Here is a 17,317-nt window from a genome sequence, read left to right as displayed (position 1 = left end):
GCAATGCAAGGAAGGAACGAGGCTCTTGGTGTTTCCGCAAAAACGCACCGGAAAGAAGGGAGGAGGGAGGGGCGGAAACACCGCGGTGTGTTCAAGCATATAGCAAAGTTCAGGCCAGTGGAAGGGATTCGCGTCGCATAAGACGATGATGTTGGGTTTTGTGGGATGTTAAAGGCAAAGACTCACGCCAGATGGCTCGCGAGTAGCAAGGAACATGCTGTGAAGACACGAGAGATATGGACTTTGCCCGGCAGGAAGATCATTGATGGTTTCGACTTTGATTCGTGGAAGTGGTGAAACCGTTCGGGTAAGAAGATGGGTGAGCGGAAGAAGATATCGTTCAAGCCCTGGGCTGTCGGGCGGTTCATGAAATATCAGATTTTTTCCGAGGCGTTGTGAAAGAAAAACAAGCCGATTTCCGTGATAACAGAGATGCGTTGTTGGTCGACGGTCGGGATGTGTTGCGCGTAAGCCGGAAATAGAAAGGCCACAGACCGATGCCGGGTCGGCAGCATTGATCCAGTAGACGGCATCAGGGTCGGGAGGAGACGTAACGAGGTCCGGGGCGGCAAACTGTGGACCGGGAATTTCGTCGAAAAAGACTCCGGCGAGGACTTCTCCGGAAAATTCCATAAGCCGGAGGTCTCGGAAAAGACGACTCCATGAAAACGCGGGCAATTCTCGGCGAAGTAAATCGCGAAACAGAATGCCGTATCGGTCGAGCAGGAGACGAATACGTTCCCGACACCGTTCTTGCTCATCTACCGCGTCACGGGGTGGAGTCGGCGGAGGAAGCAACCGCCAACTCCCGCCGAATGGAATATGCGATTTCCATTCGGAAAAACGCGGGGGACGCCGTCGTCCGCGTCTGCTGCTGGACCGTCCCGATGTTGGTCGAGAGGATGCGGAAGTGGGGGCAGAGAAGTTTTGGGCAAGCCCCTGGCGAAGCGCTGCAAAGCCGGTATTAACGACGTACCCTTGCCATACGGCTTCCCAGATTTGCGGAGTCAGTTGAGAAACTCCGATCCCGGCATGCCGGGCCAGTGTCGTGACATCGTAGGCCGCGTGCGGGTCAACGAAATATTGGGCGAGTGCTTGGGAGTTTTCGTTTGGGGACGTGTTATTGAAGGCAAGAACGCGTTCGTTTTCCGGGCACAAAAGAATGGTCTTTTCGCCTTGTCCGAACCAGAGAAGATCGGATTGCGAGAACAGGCTATCAAACCGGGCCATATCGTATCGTGTGACGCGAGCAGGAATGATTTCTGTCTCAAGAAGTCCTACCGGAATGGGCAAGCAGGAAAGCAATGTCACGCGGTCGTACAAATCGTCTTCGTTTTGTCCTGGGGGGATAAGTCCCTGGCGGGTAGCAAGCACAGCAGGAAGATGGTCCAGGGGCTGCGTCACAACGCGGCGACGTGCTGCTTGACGACAGAGGCGTAAGAGAATGGCATCGGACTCTGCATCAAGCAAAAGGTTTTGTGACGCATCGATCCCATGCATCGGTACCGATTGAATGATTCGATGTGACGCAAGAAGAAGCCCCAGAAGTTTTTCCAAGTCGCTTTGGTCCGGCAAAAGCTGGTTCTGGAGAACATCGGACGAGAGGGGGCCGACATAGGAAAGCCATTGGAGCAGAAGGTCGGCACGACTGCTGTCATCAAGGTTGAGCGGCGCGGGAAGAGGGTATTGACGGTCGTTGAGGTCGAATACGGTGATGTTTTGGAATTGGGGAAAAGCGGCCTGTATATGCGGAAGGTTTTCCACCGCGGCGATAAATGAATGAGTATTCCTTGCCTTCGGAGAGAGACATCGACAGAGGCGAGAACGAACATGTTCGGAAAGCAACGTTATGTCAGGCTGCCCGTGCAGGGCGGTGAGCAGGTCATGAAATTCATTCTCTGGAATGAGCAGGCGGTCTTTTACATGATCAAGGAAGTCGATGTCGTCGGCGGGGCCGTATCCGGGAAAAAGTCGTTTTCGTTTGGCCGTGAAGGTGGCGACAATATCGGGATCAAGCACAGGATGGGCTTCGTTCCCGGTTTGGATTTCGGCAAGAAGCGAAGCATCCAGCCCCGGCCCATTTCCTTGGGGAGATGCTTGCGGCGTGTCATCCTCGTACATGAGTTGGTTGATTTGCGGCCAATCGCCAGCGCGTGCAAAGGGGCTTGGTCCATACGTACGTGCTTCGAGAATGGTGATATTGCCGGCTTCGATATCGGCCAGATGTCCGCGTAAGCCATCCATGTCGAAGGCGTCGTGGAGACATTCACGCCATGCTTCGAGCACTATGGGAAAGTCGGGAAGTTGGCGGACGGTTGCGAGCATTTTCTTGGCGCGAAGCCGCGTCAGCCAGAGCGGGGTGCGTTTGTTGAACCCGGCACGGGGTAAGAGCAGTGCCCGACCGGCACATTCTCGAAAGCGAGTCCCGAAAAAGCCCGTGGAGTCCAGGCGAGCTGCCACAAGTTCATCGATGTTGTCCGGATTGAGGGATCGCAAAACAGCTTGAAGGTCGAGTTCGTCTGGTTGTTGGAGTCCGGCGAAAACGAGCAGGTCATCACCGGCGAAAACCGCCGTTTGGCAGCCGGTATGACGCAAGGCTGCAGCCTCCAACGCCAGGGCAAGAGGGCGAGTTTGCGGGAGGCCCCACGGACAATGCAAGCTGAGTTGACCACCGGGGGCGCCGCCAGCGGCCAGACTGGCGCGTTCGATAACGATGCGAGTCGAGCCTGGAAGTTCCGTTTTCAAAATTCGACGCTGGGTTTCGAGAAAATCCAAGAGGCGTTCAACTGCGGGCGTGTCGAGGCCGCTCCTCTTCATAAGATCGTGGGCAAGGTCGGGGGCGTCGCGTCGTTCGTCGAGTTCGGTCAACAACGTTGCGACATGTGTTGAAAAATGGGTATCGCGACCACGCTGTTCGCCTTTATAGAATGGAGCCGGCGCATTGGATCGGGAAGCCGGTTCGGCAAGTACATCAGCGGCCGTGATGTCGGTAATGCGCCATAACCCGGCACCGAAAGGGAATGTTTGTCCTATGGTTGCTTCCCAGACAAATTCTTCATCCAACTCCCCAATAATGGATTTGGTCCCGGCATGACGCAGGCGGAAATACCCTCGATCCGGGATAACGCCGCCGGAAAGAAAGACACGTCGTGCCGACGACGGTTTCGCTGAGATGGTGTTATCGAGTCGATCAAAGTGGACTTGTGGCGTCAATTCGGCCAGTCGCAGATGCTCAAACCGGCCGGCCAGCATATCGATAACGCCATCGAATTGTCGGCGACTCAAGGTGTGGAAGGGGTAACTCAGACGTAATTCATCGAAAAGCGTATCACAATTGCGTGGTTGGGTGCAGCTCATGGAGACAATGATTTGTGCCAGCACATCGAGCGGACCGAGGACAGGCCGAACCGGTTCGATGTCGCGTTGAGCAACGGCCATCCCGAGTGCTGCGGCTTGAAGCAAATCAAGGCCATGGCTGGGATAGAGGGTTGCGTGGCTTGTCTGACCAACGCCGTGGCCGGCTCGACCAATGCGTTGCAATGCCTTGGAGACAGACGGCGGTGTTTCAACAAGAAGCACTTCGTCGAGTTCCCCGATATCGATGCCGAGTTCCAAGGAGTCCGTGGCAACAATGGCTTTGAGTTCGCCGTGTTTGAGTCGGGTTTCAACACTTTGCCGAATAGCCTTCGACAAGGAACCATGGTGGGAAAAAGCAACCGGCTCTATGTGGTCGGACGGCTGTTCGTTCAAGAGCCGAGTGAGGCGTTCACACAAACGGCGGGTGTTGGTGAAAACGAGCGTGGACCGATTGGAGAGAATGCGCGGCACCATACGAGCGGCCATGGCATCCCAAACCGGTATATCGGATTTGGGTAAGATTTTGTCCGAATGGCTCGGCATGGGATCGGAAATCGTCAGTTCAAGCCCGTGAGATGTTGTGGGGTCCGGGGACAGGACGGTCATGGGACGTGGAACAACACGGCCATTCGCTTGACGAACAAATCCTCCGACAAAGGCTGCAGCGGTCTCACGCGGTTGAATGGTGGCTGACATGGCAATACGTTGAAAGTTGCCGCTCAGGGCAACAAGTCGATCTACATTGGCCATGAGATAGGCGCCACGTTTGTTTGACATGACGGCGTGGATTTCATCGAGAATGACCATGGATAACGCGGAAAACAGGTTGGAACCCGGTTGTGTGGTCAACAAGATACCAAGACTCTCCGGCGTGGTGACAAGAATTTCAGGCGGTCTGGAGAGCATGCGACGCCGTTCGGACGACGGCGTATCGCCGCTTCTCGTCATAATGCGTACAGAATGAACGGGCTGTTCCGCTTGGGCAAACGCTTCAGCAATGGCACGGGCGGGCTCACGTAAGTTTTGGGCGACATCCGTATTCAGTGCTTTGAGCGGGGATATGTACAGGATGCGTACCTCGCCGGGAGAGAACGCTCCGGTCGCGAGTTGGTTCAGCCCATAGAGAAATGCCATAAGGGTTTTACCTGACCCGGTTGGAGCGCAGGCCAGTACGTGATCGCCACGGGCAATAGCCGGCCATGCCTCAGCTTGAATCGGGGTGGGGGAGCCGTATGTCTTGGAAAACCAATCGGCAATGAGGGGATGGAAAATATCACGTAGACTCATGTTGATAGACCTTGAAGAATAGCCAGAGGAACGTTGCAAGAATAATTGATATTACCATGGATATGCTTCTGAGGCTATGGTATTGGGCAGTATGAAGCAATGGGATAGTGCAATCGTGGAGAAGAGAACACAGAGGCAATCGAGCAAACGGCGTATGGTACGCTTGGCAGCTTTGGGTCTCGTTTTAAGTCTGATTTTTTTAGGGATAACCGGAATTGTTGTCGATACAAAAGGGAATATTCCATGGGATGTGGCATTTTCTCAATGGATGAAAGGAAAACGCACGATCGGCATGGGGGATACATTTTTTTTGATAACGCTTTTCGGCAAATGGTTCGTGACCGTTCCTGTGATGGCATGTGGCGCATGGGGCTTGTATCGGTTGGGTGATGCTATTGCAATGCGGGGCCTGTTGGTGAGTGCCGGTCTCGATTATGTATTGACCAATGTCGTGAAATGGCTCGTGAAACGACCGCGTCCGAGTGGCGCCGTATATAGCGAATCATTCTATTCTTTCCCCAGCGGGCACGCCAGTATAGCCATGGCGTTGTACGGATTTTTCGTGTATCTTTTGTTGACTCGACGCAAGACAGGTGTTTCTGGAGGCGGCATCGTTGTACAATGGGGCTTGGTTGTCTTTGCCGTACTGATTGTCGCTCTTGGAGTAAGTCGCCTCTATCTTGGCGTACACTATCCGACCGATGTTGTTGCCGGATATGTTTTAGGGGGGATATGTCTCGTTGTGGGGGCATATAGCATGGAAAACGGACGCTCGACAGATCGCCAGGTCTGAGGAGGATATCATGAGCCAACGGAAGAAAGATGACGAGATGGTCGAGTTGGAACAAGAGTCCGTTGACATTGACGAGAGAGATGACATTGATGAAATGACGACGTTGTTCTTGGGAAAATCGACAAGCGGACCGGTCGGTTTTGACCTGGATGCAGACATGGAAGCACGTATGACCACGTGTGTGTCATCCACGCTGCAATAATTTATGCGTCATTTTTTTTAGAATTGTAGACGAGCTTGAGGTAACGAATACCTCCGACGAGATGCGCGTTTGGCAGGCTCTCCCAAAGCGTATGTATTTTATCGAGCCTGAAGTAGTTGCGAGCATCTTCTTCTGTATCCCATTCGGAAATAATATTGAGTTCGTTGGGGTTCTCAAGACTTTTGAAGATTTGAATCTGTCGACAGCCGCGTTGTTGTAATAAAGACGGTGTGATTTTTTCTTCAACAATGTAGATCAATTCTTCGATATTCTCGATATTTATGCGGACAATGGTATGCATGACATATCCTTTGGAATGCGGTTGTGATCTCTCTTTGTGAGGTTGAACGTGCATACTAATCCGAAAGTTTGCTATTCGACAACGCCCAAAACGCGAGACAGCCGCCTCTATTGGGAGGCGGCTGTCTCGCGTTTTGAACGTTGTCGAGCAGGCAAAGAGGTTTACGGAAGGGCGGCGGTCACATCGTCAAAAGCTTTCTTCAGTTTCGGTCCAAGTGCGGCAACCGAACCAACGATAACAGCAGCGATCAAAGCGGCGAGCAGGCCGTATTCAACAGCGGAAGCGCCTTCGTCGTCTCGCAAAAAATTCATCAGTGCGTTCATGGTAAACTCCTTGTATTAAAAATAAAGTTGTATCGTTCTCGTTACGTTTTGATTGGTATAAAGCACGAGTTGTGCCAAAAAAGCGCAGATTTCTGTTGAAATGTGAAATGTATGTTTTTCTATTTAATTTTAGTGTGTTATGTGAAAAATAGATTTGTTGCCTTGAGAAAACGATCACAGTACATGATGTATTACCTCCGTTCGATCACATTGTAATGGATCTACTCTCGGGGAATAATGGAGTGTCAACACAACGTGGATTGTTTTTTTACTATCGCTTGATGAAAGATATGAAATAAAGAAAAAGGAGTTGTTCATGTCTGTCATAAATCTTGAGTCGGCACTGAAATCGTTTGAAGAATTTTGGAGTCCGCGCATCGTCGGGCAAGTGAACGATGTACATATCAAATTGGCAAAATTGCAGGGAGAGTTTGTTTGGCACAGCCATAAACAAGAAGATGAGTTGTTTTATGTCATACATGGCCAACTGGTCATGCACTTTCGAGATCGGCAAGAAACGCTTCGTCCCGGAGAGATGATTGTGATTCCTCGTGGAGTGGAGCACAAGCCGGTATGTGCTGAGGAAACACATGTCCTTCTTGTGGAGCCGGTGGCAACGGTGAATACTGGTGATGCTGGCGGAGATCGGACGGTCGCACCGGTTTGGGTCGATGGTGCTGGTCCAGGAACGGTGTAGCGGAACATTAAAAGAAGAAAAGGGGTACGGTAATGCGTTCTGTATGGAGTCTTCTTGGCGTGATTGTTCTGTGTTTTTGTGTACAGACGGCGTTCGCTGGCCAATATAGCGTCGCTGGTGTGGACGACGATGCTGTGGTCAAGGATTTTGTCCTGAAACTGAAGGGAATAGTAGAAAAGAATGATGCGGCTGCGTTTGCTCAGATTCTTTCATATCCGTTGACAGTTCGTAGCGACAACGGTGTCGTGGCGACCGTCAAGAACGAGAAACAAGCCGTGCAGAAGTATAGCGTGATGGTCAATGCCAAGGTCAAGCAGGCCGTGCTTTCGCAGGATCCGGATACATTGTTCGCAAATTATCAAGGTATCATGATTGGAGACGGTGAAATTTGGCTTAGCCCCGATGAACACGGGCTGCTTAAAATCATTGCCATAAACCAGTAGCCCCCATTCCAAATACAAAACGCGCCGCATTCGTCAAAGCAAAGCGGCGCGTTTTTCTTCATAACCGTTTCGACAATGCTTAGAACAATGCCGGCGTAAAAACCTCGTAGAGCAGCAGATCTTCTGTGACATTGAAGATACGATGCTTGGCTCCTTTCGGGACACATACAATGCTTCCCGGTTCAACCGGAAATTCACCTTGGCCTTCAACAAACATGGTCCCTTTGCCCTGGAGCGGGAAGGCGATGTCCACCTGTTCGGCATGGGTGTGCTCAGGCACTTCCTTTCCGACAGGAACGCTGACCAGCACACAGGAGACGTCCAGTCCATGTGCGGCCTTCGTCAGCATGAGTTGGAGATCGACACCCTCGGCAACAGGATGGGGTTTCTTCGCGATCTCGTCCAATTTTTGCAGAATCGTCATAGCCGGTTCTCCTCAAGTTGCTCGTTGCGTCCCGTGCACCCTGGCCAAACAAATACGAAAATCGTCTGAAAAGCAAGAAGTTCCGGCACGTTTCTCTCAATCGTTTCGGACTTACCCTCGATTGCCAGAGCAACTCCCTCCATCGTTTTGGTTATGGTCTCCGTCTGTTGAATCCGTTCCATCCTTTTTGCCGCGTTCTTCCATGACAGATTCAATTTGAATACGGTTCAATCGATCTTCGGTCATAAGATCGTGAATGTATTGGCGTGTCCTCAACAAGATTTCCTGGTTGCTGCCGCGGAGCGAGCCTTTGGATCGACCGAGGATTTTGGCAGCGGTTTCTCGTATTTCTTCAGGATTATGGCCAAGGTTTTCAGCTTGATCTCGCATATCCGTGGTGATGGGGACGAGTGCTCCATTTGGATTAGCTGAGGAGACGATCAGTGCCATGCCATGGTTAATCGTGGAGACAGCTCCTGTCGTTGCGGAGGTGAATAAAGCTGGTCCGCCGGACAATACCGCCACCACAAGCCGCATTGCATCGAGGATAAGCAACAAATCCGTTCCACGGACCCCGACAACACCACGGAGGGTTTTTATCTGGAATCGGTTTTCTTGCTTGGAAACGACCGCTCCGGTGACAGCACGAAAGACGCCTTTGCCAATTTCCATAACAAGTTTATCTGAGGTCGGGGCGTTGGGATCATAGACAAAATCGGCCAAGACAATTTCGCTGTTCTCTGCCAGAGCGAGACTTGCTCCATCCCAGAATGTGAAGACGGCTTTGGCTTTGTCGCCAGACTCCACAATATCCTGTAGAAAGACAGGGCTCTGCGTTTGAAGAGTGCGTTTCCATTGTTTTGATTCTCGTGCTGCAACATAGTGTTCCACGTCCAACGCATAACCTACAGGCTCTGACGACTGTGCTATCGCTTGTGGAACATATGAAAACAACATGACGATTGCCGAAAGCAAGAGCAACCTTGGTGATTTCATAATGATCTCCTTTGGAAAATAACGATATATCGTTGATATGAAGGGAAGATATCCGTTTATATCATTTCTCTCAAATAGTATGCCATAAGAAAATGCCGTTCACTTCATCGCTGAACTTCTCAGATTGTTGGATGAACGGTTTTGGGGTAGCACTGGGCCATGCTCGAATCGCAATACCTTATCGATATCCTGGATTCCGTCAGTTATGCCGTCGTGGCCATTGATTTAGATGGTAACGTGATGTGCTTGAACCGCCCTGCACGACTTTTTTTGACAAAGCGTGGGCGCGATATTGATGGATGTATAGGGGGGCCTGCTGAAGTCATTTTGCCCCTGGCAGCACCATTGGCCCGTGAAGCCGTGAAAACCACCGCGTTTCAACAAGGGTATGGTCGCATCGTGGACCGAGGACGCGACTTGTTTTTTGAGATTACACCGCTTTTTTCCAATGAAACATTGGCCGGTACTGTGGTGAGTCTTCAACGACCGGAACGCTTCGAAGAGTTGGCGACTCAACTTGATGGATATCAGAATATGGCATTACAGCTCAAAGCCGTGTTCGATTCCTCAAGCGATGGTATTTGGGTAACCGATGGTGAAGGACGGGTACTTGAGATCAACCGGGCATCAGAACAGCTCAATGCGATTAAAGCCCAAGATGTTGTCGGGAAACCCATGTATACCCTGTTGCGTAATAAAAGTTTCGTCAATGAATCGGTGACGTTGAAAGTCTTGGAGCGTAAGCGTCAGGAATCCATCATTCAGGACATTCAACGCACGGGAAAACAATTGCTTGTTACGGGCACCCCGGTGCTCAACGACAAGTCCGAAGTCGTTATGGTCGTGGTCAATGAGCGAGACATTACAGACCTCAACAACATGCGTAAAAGTTTGGAAGATGCCAAACGGGAAAAGGCGAAAGTACAGGATGAGCTGGCTGGCCTCACCATGCTCGAACTTGAAGGCCAAGGCATGGTTATGGAAAGCCCGGCCATGCGTCAGGTGACCACCACGGCTCTGAAGTTGGCGCAGCTCAATGCGTCGAATATTTTATTACTTGGCGAATCCGGTACGGGAAAAAGCATGTTTGCGAAATTCATTCATGCGCAAAGCCCTCGAAAAGACGCTCCATTTATGTCGGTGAACTGTGCGGCACTGCCTGAGTCGCTCATTGAGGCGGAATTGTTTGGGTACGAGAAGGGTGCATTTACCGGTGCGAATACCTCAGGGAAGGCCGGGCTTATGGAACTTGCCGGAAAGGGGACGTTTTTCTTCGATGAAGTCGGGGAAATTCCACTTACGGTTCAAGCCAAACTTCTGAAATGTCTGGATGAAAAAGAATATCTACCGGTTGGAGGTTCGACGCCGAAATCCCTTCGCTGCACCATCATCGCCGCAACCAATCGAGATTTGGAGGATATGGTTGCAAAAAAACTCTTTCGGGAAGATTTGTTTTACCGATTGAATGCCTTGGTCTTACGTATTCCCCCTCTGCGGGAGCGTCCTGAAGATATTTATGAGTTAGCTAGCCATTTTCTTGATGAGTATTGTAAGCGCTACAATGTCCGAAAGACCATGAGCGGGCGCGGTGTTGAACGGTTGTTGCACTATAGTTTTCTGGGTAATGTCCGAGAGCTTCGTAATATAATCAAAAAAGGCGTCGTCATGACCGATGAAGAATCTCTGGATGATTTTCTTGGTCAAGCCTTAGGTGATACTGATCACAACGTGGGCAACGGGACGGACTTTAACTTAGCCAAGGCGTTGACCGAAGTGGAGCGGGCGTGTCTGGTTCGTGCAAAACAACGAGCCCATTCAACACGTGAGATGGCACGTCTTCTTGGACTCAGTCAGCCAACCGTGGTACGTAAGCTACGGAAGCATGGGCTATAATACGCTCTAAATATTTTTCATCAGAGTCCGTTTGTAATCGCATCGGGCACGATAATTCATTTCTGAATCGATTTGCCCTGTGCTTGTCGTTGCGTAAATTTCTCTCTGTTCTTGGTCAATCCTCAATAATAAAACACTTTTTTTGTGTTGTCTTTGTTGTCGTCCGTTAATAATGTATCATTTCTCGTTTGATTGATTGCTTGATCGATTCGATCTTGAATCGAAAAAGAAGAGCTTGGCAGTGGTGTGTGGCGGAAATTGATTCGTTTTTGAATCGATGATATGTAACATAAGGGTGGTGTTTATGTAATGCATTGAAATTTAGCCATATTTTTATCTGGTTCGCAATTTGCTGAGAAGAGGAAATCGTCTAACCTCAACCAAGAATGAACAAATATGGCAACAAACAGCGAGTTGTACACAAGACGGGAAAAGGCTGTAGCAAAAGGAGTCTCCAACCTGGCTCCTATTTTTGCTGAAAAGGCGCAGGGTGGCATCGTCACCGATGTTGAGGGGCGTGAGTATATCGACTTTGCCGGTGGCATCGGTGTGTTGAATGTCGGCCACTGTCATCCCAAAGTGGTTGCGGCCATCAAAGAGCAGGCCGAAAAGCTCACCCACTCTTGTTTTCACATCGTGATGTACGAAGGCTATGTGGCTCTGGCGGAAAAGGTATGCTCCATTGTTCCGGGGGATTTTCCGAAAAAGGCTGCCCTGTTCAATACCGGGGCCGAGGCTGTGGAAAATGCCATCAAAATTGCTCGATATGCGACGGGAAAACCTGGAGTCATTGCTTTTGAAAAGGGATTTCATGGCCGCACGCTGTTGACCATGAGCCTGACGAGTAAAGTTAAACCCTATAAATTTGGTTTTGGCCCGTACGCTCCGGAAATTTATCGCATCCCGTATGCCGATTGCTATCGCTGTCCGATGGGGAAAGCCTATCCGAGCTGTGGCGTGGCGTGTGCCGATCTCCTTCGGAATTTCTTTATCAGCTATTCTGCTGCGGAAAACATTGCTTGTCTGCTTGTTGAGCCCATCACCGGCGAAGGGGGATTCCTGACGCCTCCTCCTGAATATTTCCATAAACTCAAAGCCATTTGTGAAGAAGTCGGTATTGTTTTCATTGCCGATGAAGTCCAAACCGGTATGGGGCGCACAGGAAAAATGCTGGCGATGGAGCACTGGGGTGTTGTTCCCGATTTGACCTGCATGGCCAAGAGCATGGGCGCAGGTATGCCAATCTCGGCGGTCGCCGGGAAAGCAGAACTTATGGATGCTCCGCATGTCGGTGGACTCGGTGGCACCTATGGCGGCAACCCCATTTCGTGTGCAGCCTCGTTGGCGGCCATTGAGGTGTTGCAAAGCGACGGATTCCTTGACCGAGCGAATGAGCTTGGACAACGTTTTCGCTCTCGTCTTGAAGCTTTGCAGAAAATGTACCCCATTATTGGCGATATTCGTGGCAAAGGCCCCATGCTGGCCCTGGAAATCGTCAAAGATCCCAAAACAAAAGAGCCAGATGCGGCCAAAACCAAGGCCATTGCCAGCCAGTGTGTGGCAAATGGGCTCATTTTGTTGACCTGCGGCAATTTCGGAAATGTTATCCGTACGCTTATGCCTCTTGTCATCACCGACGAAGAGCTTGAGCGCGCCATGGTCATCCTTGAGGAAGCAATCGCGGCCCACGCCGCGTAATCCGGGCAACCGTTCATCAAAGGAGAGTATCTCATGAAGCGCTTTTTTCTGTGTTTCGCCACTGTCTGCCTGAGCTTGGCCTTCGCCATGCAAGCCACTGCCGCCGGTACGGTCAAAGTCGGCAACATTCTGCCTCTGTCTGGCCCGTCTGCATCCGTCGGTTTGCAAGGCAAGAATGCACGCGAAATGGCGGTTGAAGAAATCAACGCAGCAGGCGGCATCAAGTCTCTTGGCGGTGCCAAAATCGAACTGCTCTATGCCGACTCCAAATCCGACCCTAACGTCGGCGTGACCGAAGCCGAGCGCTTCATCAATAATGATAAAGTCAATGTTCTTACGGGCGCGTGGAACTCCGGGGTCACCTATCCTTCCACAGCTGTTGCCGAACGCTACGGTATTCCCTACATCGTGCCCGTGTCTGTTCGTGACACCATCACGGAACGTGGCTTCAAAAATGTGTTCCGTATTGCCGCTAAAGACTCCTGGTGGACGCGTGACCAGTTCGCCTTCCTCAAAGAAATGGAAAAGGAGTTCGGCGAAGATCTCAAGACCGTCGCTTTTGTCTATGAAAACGGCGACTGGGGAACGGGATTTGCGGCGCAGTGGGAAAAGCTGGCCAAAGAAAATGGTTTTGAAGTCGTATTGAACGAACCCTATCCGTCCACGGCGACCGACCTGACCCCAGTGGTCAATAAAATTCGTCGTGCCCGTCCCGATGTGCTGTTGCTGACCTCCAATGCGGCCGATGCTATTCTGCTGACCAACACACTGGCCGACTATAAAGTTCGTCCCAAAGTTATCCTCGGTTCCGGTGGCGGCCATGCCGACCCCACCTTCCTCAGCGGTGCCGGTAACAACGCTCGCTATGTCTTCGACATTGTGGAATGGGAAGCGGACGTTAACAAACCAGGAGCCAAAGAAACCAACGCGAAATATAAAGAACGTTACGGCTCCAACCTGACTGGTGAAGCTGTTGACGCGTATGTGGCCATGTATGTCCTGGCCGATGCACTTGAGCGCGCCGGTTCCCTTGAGCCCGCAAAAATTCGTGAAGCACTGGCCTCGACCGATCTCAAGACCGGCCCGGGCATGATTGTCACCTATGACTCCGTCAAGTTCGATGAGTCTGGACAAAACGAAAATGCTGCCCTGTCGGTGGTTCAGATCAATGATCTCGGGAGCGGTCTGGAACGCATTACGGTTTGGCCCAAGAGCGCTCGTCGCGCCGGATATACGCCTGTTTTCCCCATGCCGAAAAACTAGAACCGTAATCATCGAGCAGCATCTCCAGCCCGGAGGTGCTGCTCGACATTACTCGGGGCTTTGGAGAATCACATGGACTTCATCTTCTTTTTACAAGACCTCATAAACGGCGTGCTCATGGGGCTGATTTACGGCCTGGTTGCTTTGGGACTGACGCTGATTTTCGGAGTGCTCAAAGTTATCAACTTTGCGCATGGCTCTTTTATCATGGTCGGTATGTTTGTGGCCTACTGGGCTGTCAGCTTGACGGGATTGCATCCCTACCTCGCGCTTGCCCTGGTTGTTCCGACCATGTTTATTTTTGGGTATTTCACCCAGGATCTGTTGATCAAACCTGTCTTTCGTGCCGAACGTGATGTTCGTGAACCCACGACAGTTATTATTGTCACCACGGGAATGTGGTACATTCTTGATAACTTGGCTCTGCTCATCTTTGGTCCAGACTACCGGGCGCTTTCGCCGAACCCCTTGAAAGGGCAGATGATCGAGCTGGGACAACTCTTTATTTCCGTGCCGAAACTCTGGGGTGCTCTGGCCAGTGTGGCCACTGCCGTTGGCCTGTTCCTGTTTCTTTCCAAAACCCGACTTGGTCGCGCTGTGCGTGCTACCAGTCTGGATCGCGAAGCCGCCGGTTTGATGGGCATCAATCAGTGGAAAATTTATAATATCGCTTTTGGCCTGGGGACGGCCGTAGCCGGGATTGCCGGGGTCGCGTTGACACCGTTTAACAACGTGTATCCAACCGTCGGTATTCCGTTTGACGTTAAATCCTTCGTCATTGTCGTGCTCGGTGGACTCGGCTCCATTCCTGGAGCGCTCATAGGCGGGGTGATCATCGGACTTATAGAGTCTCTCGGTCCGATTTTTATGACCTCGACCTGGACCGAAGCCATTGTTTACGGATTGTTCCTCCTGGTCCTGTTCGTCAGACCGACGGGATTGTTCGGCCAAAAATTCGACTGGTAACAAAAAGGTGCACCTTTTATGCAACGCGACACCTTCAAAAAATACAGCCTGGCCGCACTTGTGGCATTGGCATTTGCGTTTCCTTTGGTCGTGTCCAACCCGACCTATGTTCACATTCTTATAATGCTCTATCTCTTTGCCTACATGACCACGTGTTGGAATGTGGTGGGTGGTTTTGCTGGCGTGTTACCACTTGGACACTCCGTATTTGTTGGGATTGGAGCCTACACATCCACCGTACTCTGGTTGCAGTATGGTATAAGCCCGTGGCTCGGTATGTTGGTCGGCGGGGTGATTGCCGCCGCCGTGGGATATCTCATCGGCAAGCCGACATTGAAAATGCGCGGAGCTTATTTTGCCTTGAGCACCATGGCCTTTGTGGAAGGCGTACGTGTCATTGTTGAAAATGTGGATAAGATCGGGCCCTTTAAACTCAATGGTCCCCGTGGACTCAACATTGCGCCATTGCCGCCTGAGGCTGCCGGCTTTTGGTCGTTCCAATTCGATTCGAAAGAGCCCTATTACTATATTATTCTCATTATGCTCATCGCGATGGTGGCATTGACGCGATTTCTCTCTCGGTCCAAGTTGGGGTACTGTCTCTATGCTGGTGGTGAAGAACCGGAAGCTGCGCAGGCGCTTGGCGTCAATGTTACGCGGTACAAGATTATTGCCATGATCATCAGTTCCTTTTCCATTGCTTTGGCCGGAACCTTCCTGGCGCAACTAACACTCTTTATTTACCCGAAAAGCGTGCTGACGCTCGATTTATCGTTTGAGCTTGCGTTTATCGCACTAATCGGTGGACGAGGGAGCATTGCCGGCCCCATCATCGGAAGTTTTCTCTTACGTCCGGTAGGGGAATTTAGCCGAATATATCTCGCCGATTCCTTGCCGGGCATGCACCTTATTATTTACGGGGTCATCCTGATTGTTGTCATGCTCTATCAACCTCGCGGATTGACCGAGCCGTTGACCCGACTGTTTGACCGGCTGCTTGATCGTTTGTTTGGTAAAGAAACGCCTCCAAACGGAAAACCCTCAGCCGGCAATTCGTCCTCATCACGTTCTGCTTCCACTGAGGTGACGTCGTCATGAGTATGCTTGAAATTCAAAATATGACCAAGGACTTTGGTGGGTTGCGTGCAATCGACGATTTGAGCATCACCATTGAGCCCGGACAGATTCTTGGACTCATTGGCCCCAACGGGGCCGGGAAGTCGACCGCCTTCAACTGTGTGGCAGGTGTCTATAAACCCACTGTCGGTCGCATTTTGTTCGATGGCGATGACATTACTACGGCAAAGCCCTGGGACTTATGCAAGAAAGGCATGGCCAGAACGTTCCAGATCGTTAAACCGTTTGCGACAAAATCTGTTTTGTTCAATGTCATGATTGGGGCGTTTGCTCATACCGATCACACCGGTCGTGCTGAATCCATTGCCATGGAAACGCTCGAATTCCTCGATATGGCCGATAAAAGGGACATCTCTGCAGGATCCTTGACGATTTCTGATCGAAAGCGTCTCGAGATTGCTCGAGCCTTGGCAACGAAGCCCAAACTCCTCCTGTTAGACGAAGTCATGGCCGGCCTGCGTCCAACTGAAGTTGATGATATCATTGAGGTTTTTCAACGTGTGCGTGATAGTGGCGTCACGATTTTCGTCATTGAGCATATCATGCGCGCGATTATGACGTTGTCTGATGAAATCGTCGTTATCCAATTTGGCAGGAAAATTTGTCAGGGCAATCCTGAATATGTCGCCTGCGATGAAAACGTCATTAAGGCCTACCTGGGAGACGATTATGCCATTTCTTGAGATCAAATCCCTCAATGTATCCTACGGTGACGTCCAGGTCATTTTTGATCTGAGTCTCAATGTCAATAAAGGGGAAGCTGTCTCTATCATAGGTGGCAACGGGGCTGGAAAAACAACGTTGCTGAAAACGTTGTCTGGCCTGCTTACTCCCCAATCGGGAGACGTCATCTTCGATGGTCAGTCGGTGTATGGTGCGGCTCCCGATGATGTGGTGAAGGCTGGTATTATTCACGTGCCGGAAGGACGTCGGCTGTTTTCGTTAATGAATGTTGAAGACAACCTTCTTGTCGGCGCTTATAATAAAAAGGCCTATGAACAGCGAAAAAAGACGCTGGAATATGTCTATGATATGTTTCCGCGTTTACGCGAGCGTTCGGAACAACTTGCAATGACGTTGTCCGGTGGAGAACAGCAAATGGTGGCCATTGCTCGTGGGCTTATGGCATTGCCTAAAATTCTCATGCTCGATGAACCGTCACTTGGACTTGCTCCTATCTTGATGCAAGAGATTTTTCGCACCGTTCGGCAGATCGCGGATGCAGGCACGACCGTTCTCCTTGTGGAACAAGATGTGCGTCAGTCGCTTGGTATGTCGGACCGAGGGTATGTCTTGGAACATGGCCGTGTGGCGATGGAAGGACCAGCCCAAGAACTTGTGGAGAATCCTCACGTCAAAACAGCGTATCTGGGGATTTAACGGAAGCAAATCGCCTACTGTGACCGGAGGGAGAAGACGCGAAAAATCCTTTTGTTAAGAACGTGGATTTTTCATTTGTCTCTTTCCTCTGGTCTTTTTCCCTCTCACTGCTTTTCCTCAACCTTTTCCATCGGCGCATTTTCTCCAAAGGGGATGA

At 50.9% G+C, this 17,317-nt stretch carries 16 protein-coding genes; 11 read left to right on the top strand and 5 right to left on the bottom strand.

Going from position 1 to position 17,317, the window contains the following annotated elements; all coding sequences use genetic code 11:
• Positions 1–168: 168 nt before the first annotated feature.
• Entirely contained in the window at positions 169–4,644 is a 4,476-nt protein-coding gene (locus G451_RS0111375) for a DEAD/DEAH box helicase (RefSeq protein ID WP_034641802.1), read from the bottom strand.
• A 115-nt stretch (positions 4,645–4,759) separates the two neighbouring features.
• On the opposite strand from G451_RS0111375, the gene G451_RS32680 reads away from it, so the two are divergent.
• Together G451_RS32680 and G451_RS0111365 are read left to right on the top strand one after the other, a co-directional pair.
• Positions 4,760–5,437, top strand: coding sequence for a phosphatase PAP2 family protein (locus G451_RS32680; protein WP_169727867.1), 678 nt, complete (start codon positions 4,760–4,762; stop codon positions 5,435–5,437).
• A 10-nt stretch (positions 5,438–5,447) separates the two neighbouring features.
• Positions 5,448–5,639, top strand: a complete 192-nt coding sequence (locus G451_RS0111365; RefSeq protein WP_027184357.1) for a hypothetical protein — start codon at positions 5,448–5,450, stop codon at positions 5,637–5,639.
• Between the two features lies 1 nt (position 5,640).
• On the opposite strand, the gene G451_RS0111360 is transcribed toward G451_RS0111365, so the two are convergent.
• A complete protein-coding gene (locus G451_RS0111360) occupies positions 5,641–5,940 on the bottom strand; it encodes an antibiotic biosynthesis monooxygenase family protein (protein WP_027184356.1) in 300 nt (99 codons plus the stop codon).
• A 161-nt stretch (positions 5,941–6,101) separates the two neighbouring features.
• Positions 6,102–6,263 carry a Flp family type IVb pilin gene (locus tag G451_RS33640; protein ID WP_084448513.1) on the bottom strand — a complete coding sequence of 54 codons (162 nt, stop codon included), beginning with the start codon at positions 6,261–6,263 and terminating at the stop codon, positions 6,102–6,104.
• A 316-nt stretch (positions 6,264–6,579) separates the two neighbouring features.
• Here G451_RS33640 and G451_RS0111350 point away from each other — a divergent pair, with 316 nt between their 5' ends.
• Complete coding sequence (locus tag G451_RS0111350) at positions 6,580–6,960, top strand: cupin domain-containing protein (protein WP_027184355.1); 381 nt, start codon at positions 6,580–6,582, stop codon at positions 6,958–6,960.
• A 32-nt stretch (positions 6,961–6,992) separates the two neighbouring features.
• The gene (locus tag G451_RS28945; protein WP_051261404.1) at positions 6,993–7,403 is read left to right on the top strand and encodes a hypothetical protein; all 411 of its coding nucleotides are present in this window, start codon (positions 6,993–6,995) and stop codon (positions 7,401–7,403) included.
• 79 nt (positions 7,404–7,482) lie between these two features.
• Here the strand turns inward: G451_RS28945 and G451_RS0111340 are convergent, their stop codons facing one another.
• On the bottom strand, positions 7,483–7,827 hold the full coding sequence (locus tag G451_RS0111340) for a cupin domain-containing protein (RefSeq protein WP_027184354.1): 345 nt from the start codon (positions 7,825–7,827) through the stop codon (positions 7,483–7,485).
• 111 nt (positions 7,828–7,938) lie between these two features.
• On the bottom strand, positions 7,939–8,823 hold the full coding sequence (locus tag G451_RS0111335; RefSeq protein WP_051261403.1) for a FecR family protein: 885 nt from the start codon (positions 8,821–8,823) through the stop codon (positions 7,939–7,941).
• Between the two features lie 159 nt (positions 8,824–8,982).
• On the opposite strand from G451_RS0111335, the gene G451_RS0111325 reads away from it, so the two are divergent.
• From G451_RS0111325 to G451_RS0111295, 7 genes are all read left to right on the top strand, one after another.
• Complete coding sequence (locus tag G451_RS0111325; protein WP_027184352.1) at positions 8,983–10,716, top strand: sigma 54-interacting transcriptional regulator; 1,734 nt, start codon at positions 8,983–8,985, stop codon at positions 10,714–10,716.
• 396 nt (positions 10,717–11,112) lie between these two features.
• Positions 11,113–12,414, top strand: a complete 1,302-nt coding sequence (gene gabT / locus G451_RS0111320; protein ID WP_027184351.1) for a 4-aminobutyrate--2-oxoglutarate transaminase — start codon at positions 11,113–11,115, stop codon at positions 12,412–12,414.
• A gap of 33 nt (positions 12,415–12,447) precedes the next feature.
• Positions 12,448–13,677 carry an ABC transporter substrate-binding protein gene (locus G451_RS0111315; RefSeq protein WP_051261402.1) on the top strand — a complete coding sequence of 410 codons (1,230 nt, stop codon included), beginning with the start codon at positions 12,448–12,450 and terminating at the stop codon, positions 13,675–13,677.
• Between the two features lie 72 nt (positions 13,678–13,749).
• Complete coding sequence (locus tag G451_RS0111310; protein ID WP_027184349.1) at positions 13,750–14,643, top strand: branched-chain amino acid ABC transporter permease; 894 nt, start codon at positions 13,750–13,752, stop codon at positions 14,641–14,643.
• A gap of 18 nt (positions 14,644–14,661) precedes the next feature.
• On the top strand, positions 14,662–15,741 hold the full coding sequence (locus G451_RS28940; protein ID WP_051261401.1) for a branched-chain amino acid ABC transporter permease: 1,080 nt from the start codon (positions 14,662–14,664) through the stop codon (positions 15,739–15,741).
• Positions 15,738–16,463, top strand: coding sequence for an ABC transporter ATP-binding protein (locus G451_RS0111300; RefSeq protein WP_027184348.1), 726 nt, complete (start codon positions 15,738–15,740; stop codon positions 16,461–16,463). The genes G451_RS28940 and G451_RS0111300 overlap by 4 nt, the downstream gene beginning before the upstream one ends.
• A complete protein-coding gene (locus G451_RS0111295; protein ID WP_027184347.1) occupies positions 16,450–17,160 on the top strand; it encodes an ABC transporter ATP-binding protein in 711 nt (236 codons plus the stop codon). Before G451_RS0111300 ends, G451_RS0111295 begins: the two co-directional genes overlap by 14 nt.
• The last annotated feature ends 157 nt before the right edge of the window (positions 17,161–17,317 follow it).

Origin of the sequence: Desulfovibrio inopinatus DSM 10711 (genome assembly GCF_000429305.1) — a bacterium.
Classification (GTDB): domain Bacteria; phylum Desulfobacterota; class Desulfovibrionia; order Desulfovibrionales; family Desulfovibrionaceae; genus Alteridesulfovibrio; species Alteridesulfovibrio inopinatus.
The sequence above is the reverse complement of the archived record's forward strand: the minus strand, read 5'-3'. Positions and strand labels throughout refer to the sequence as shown.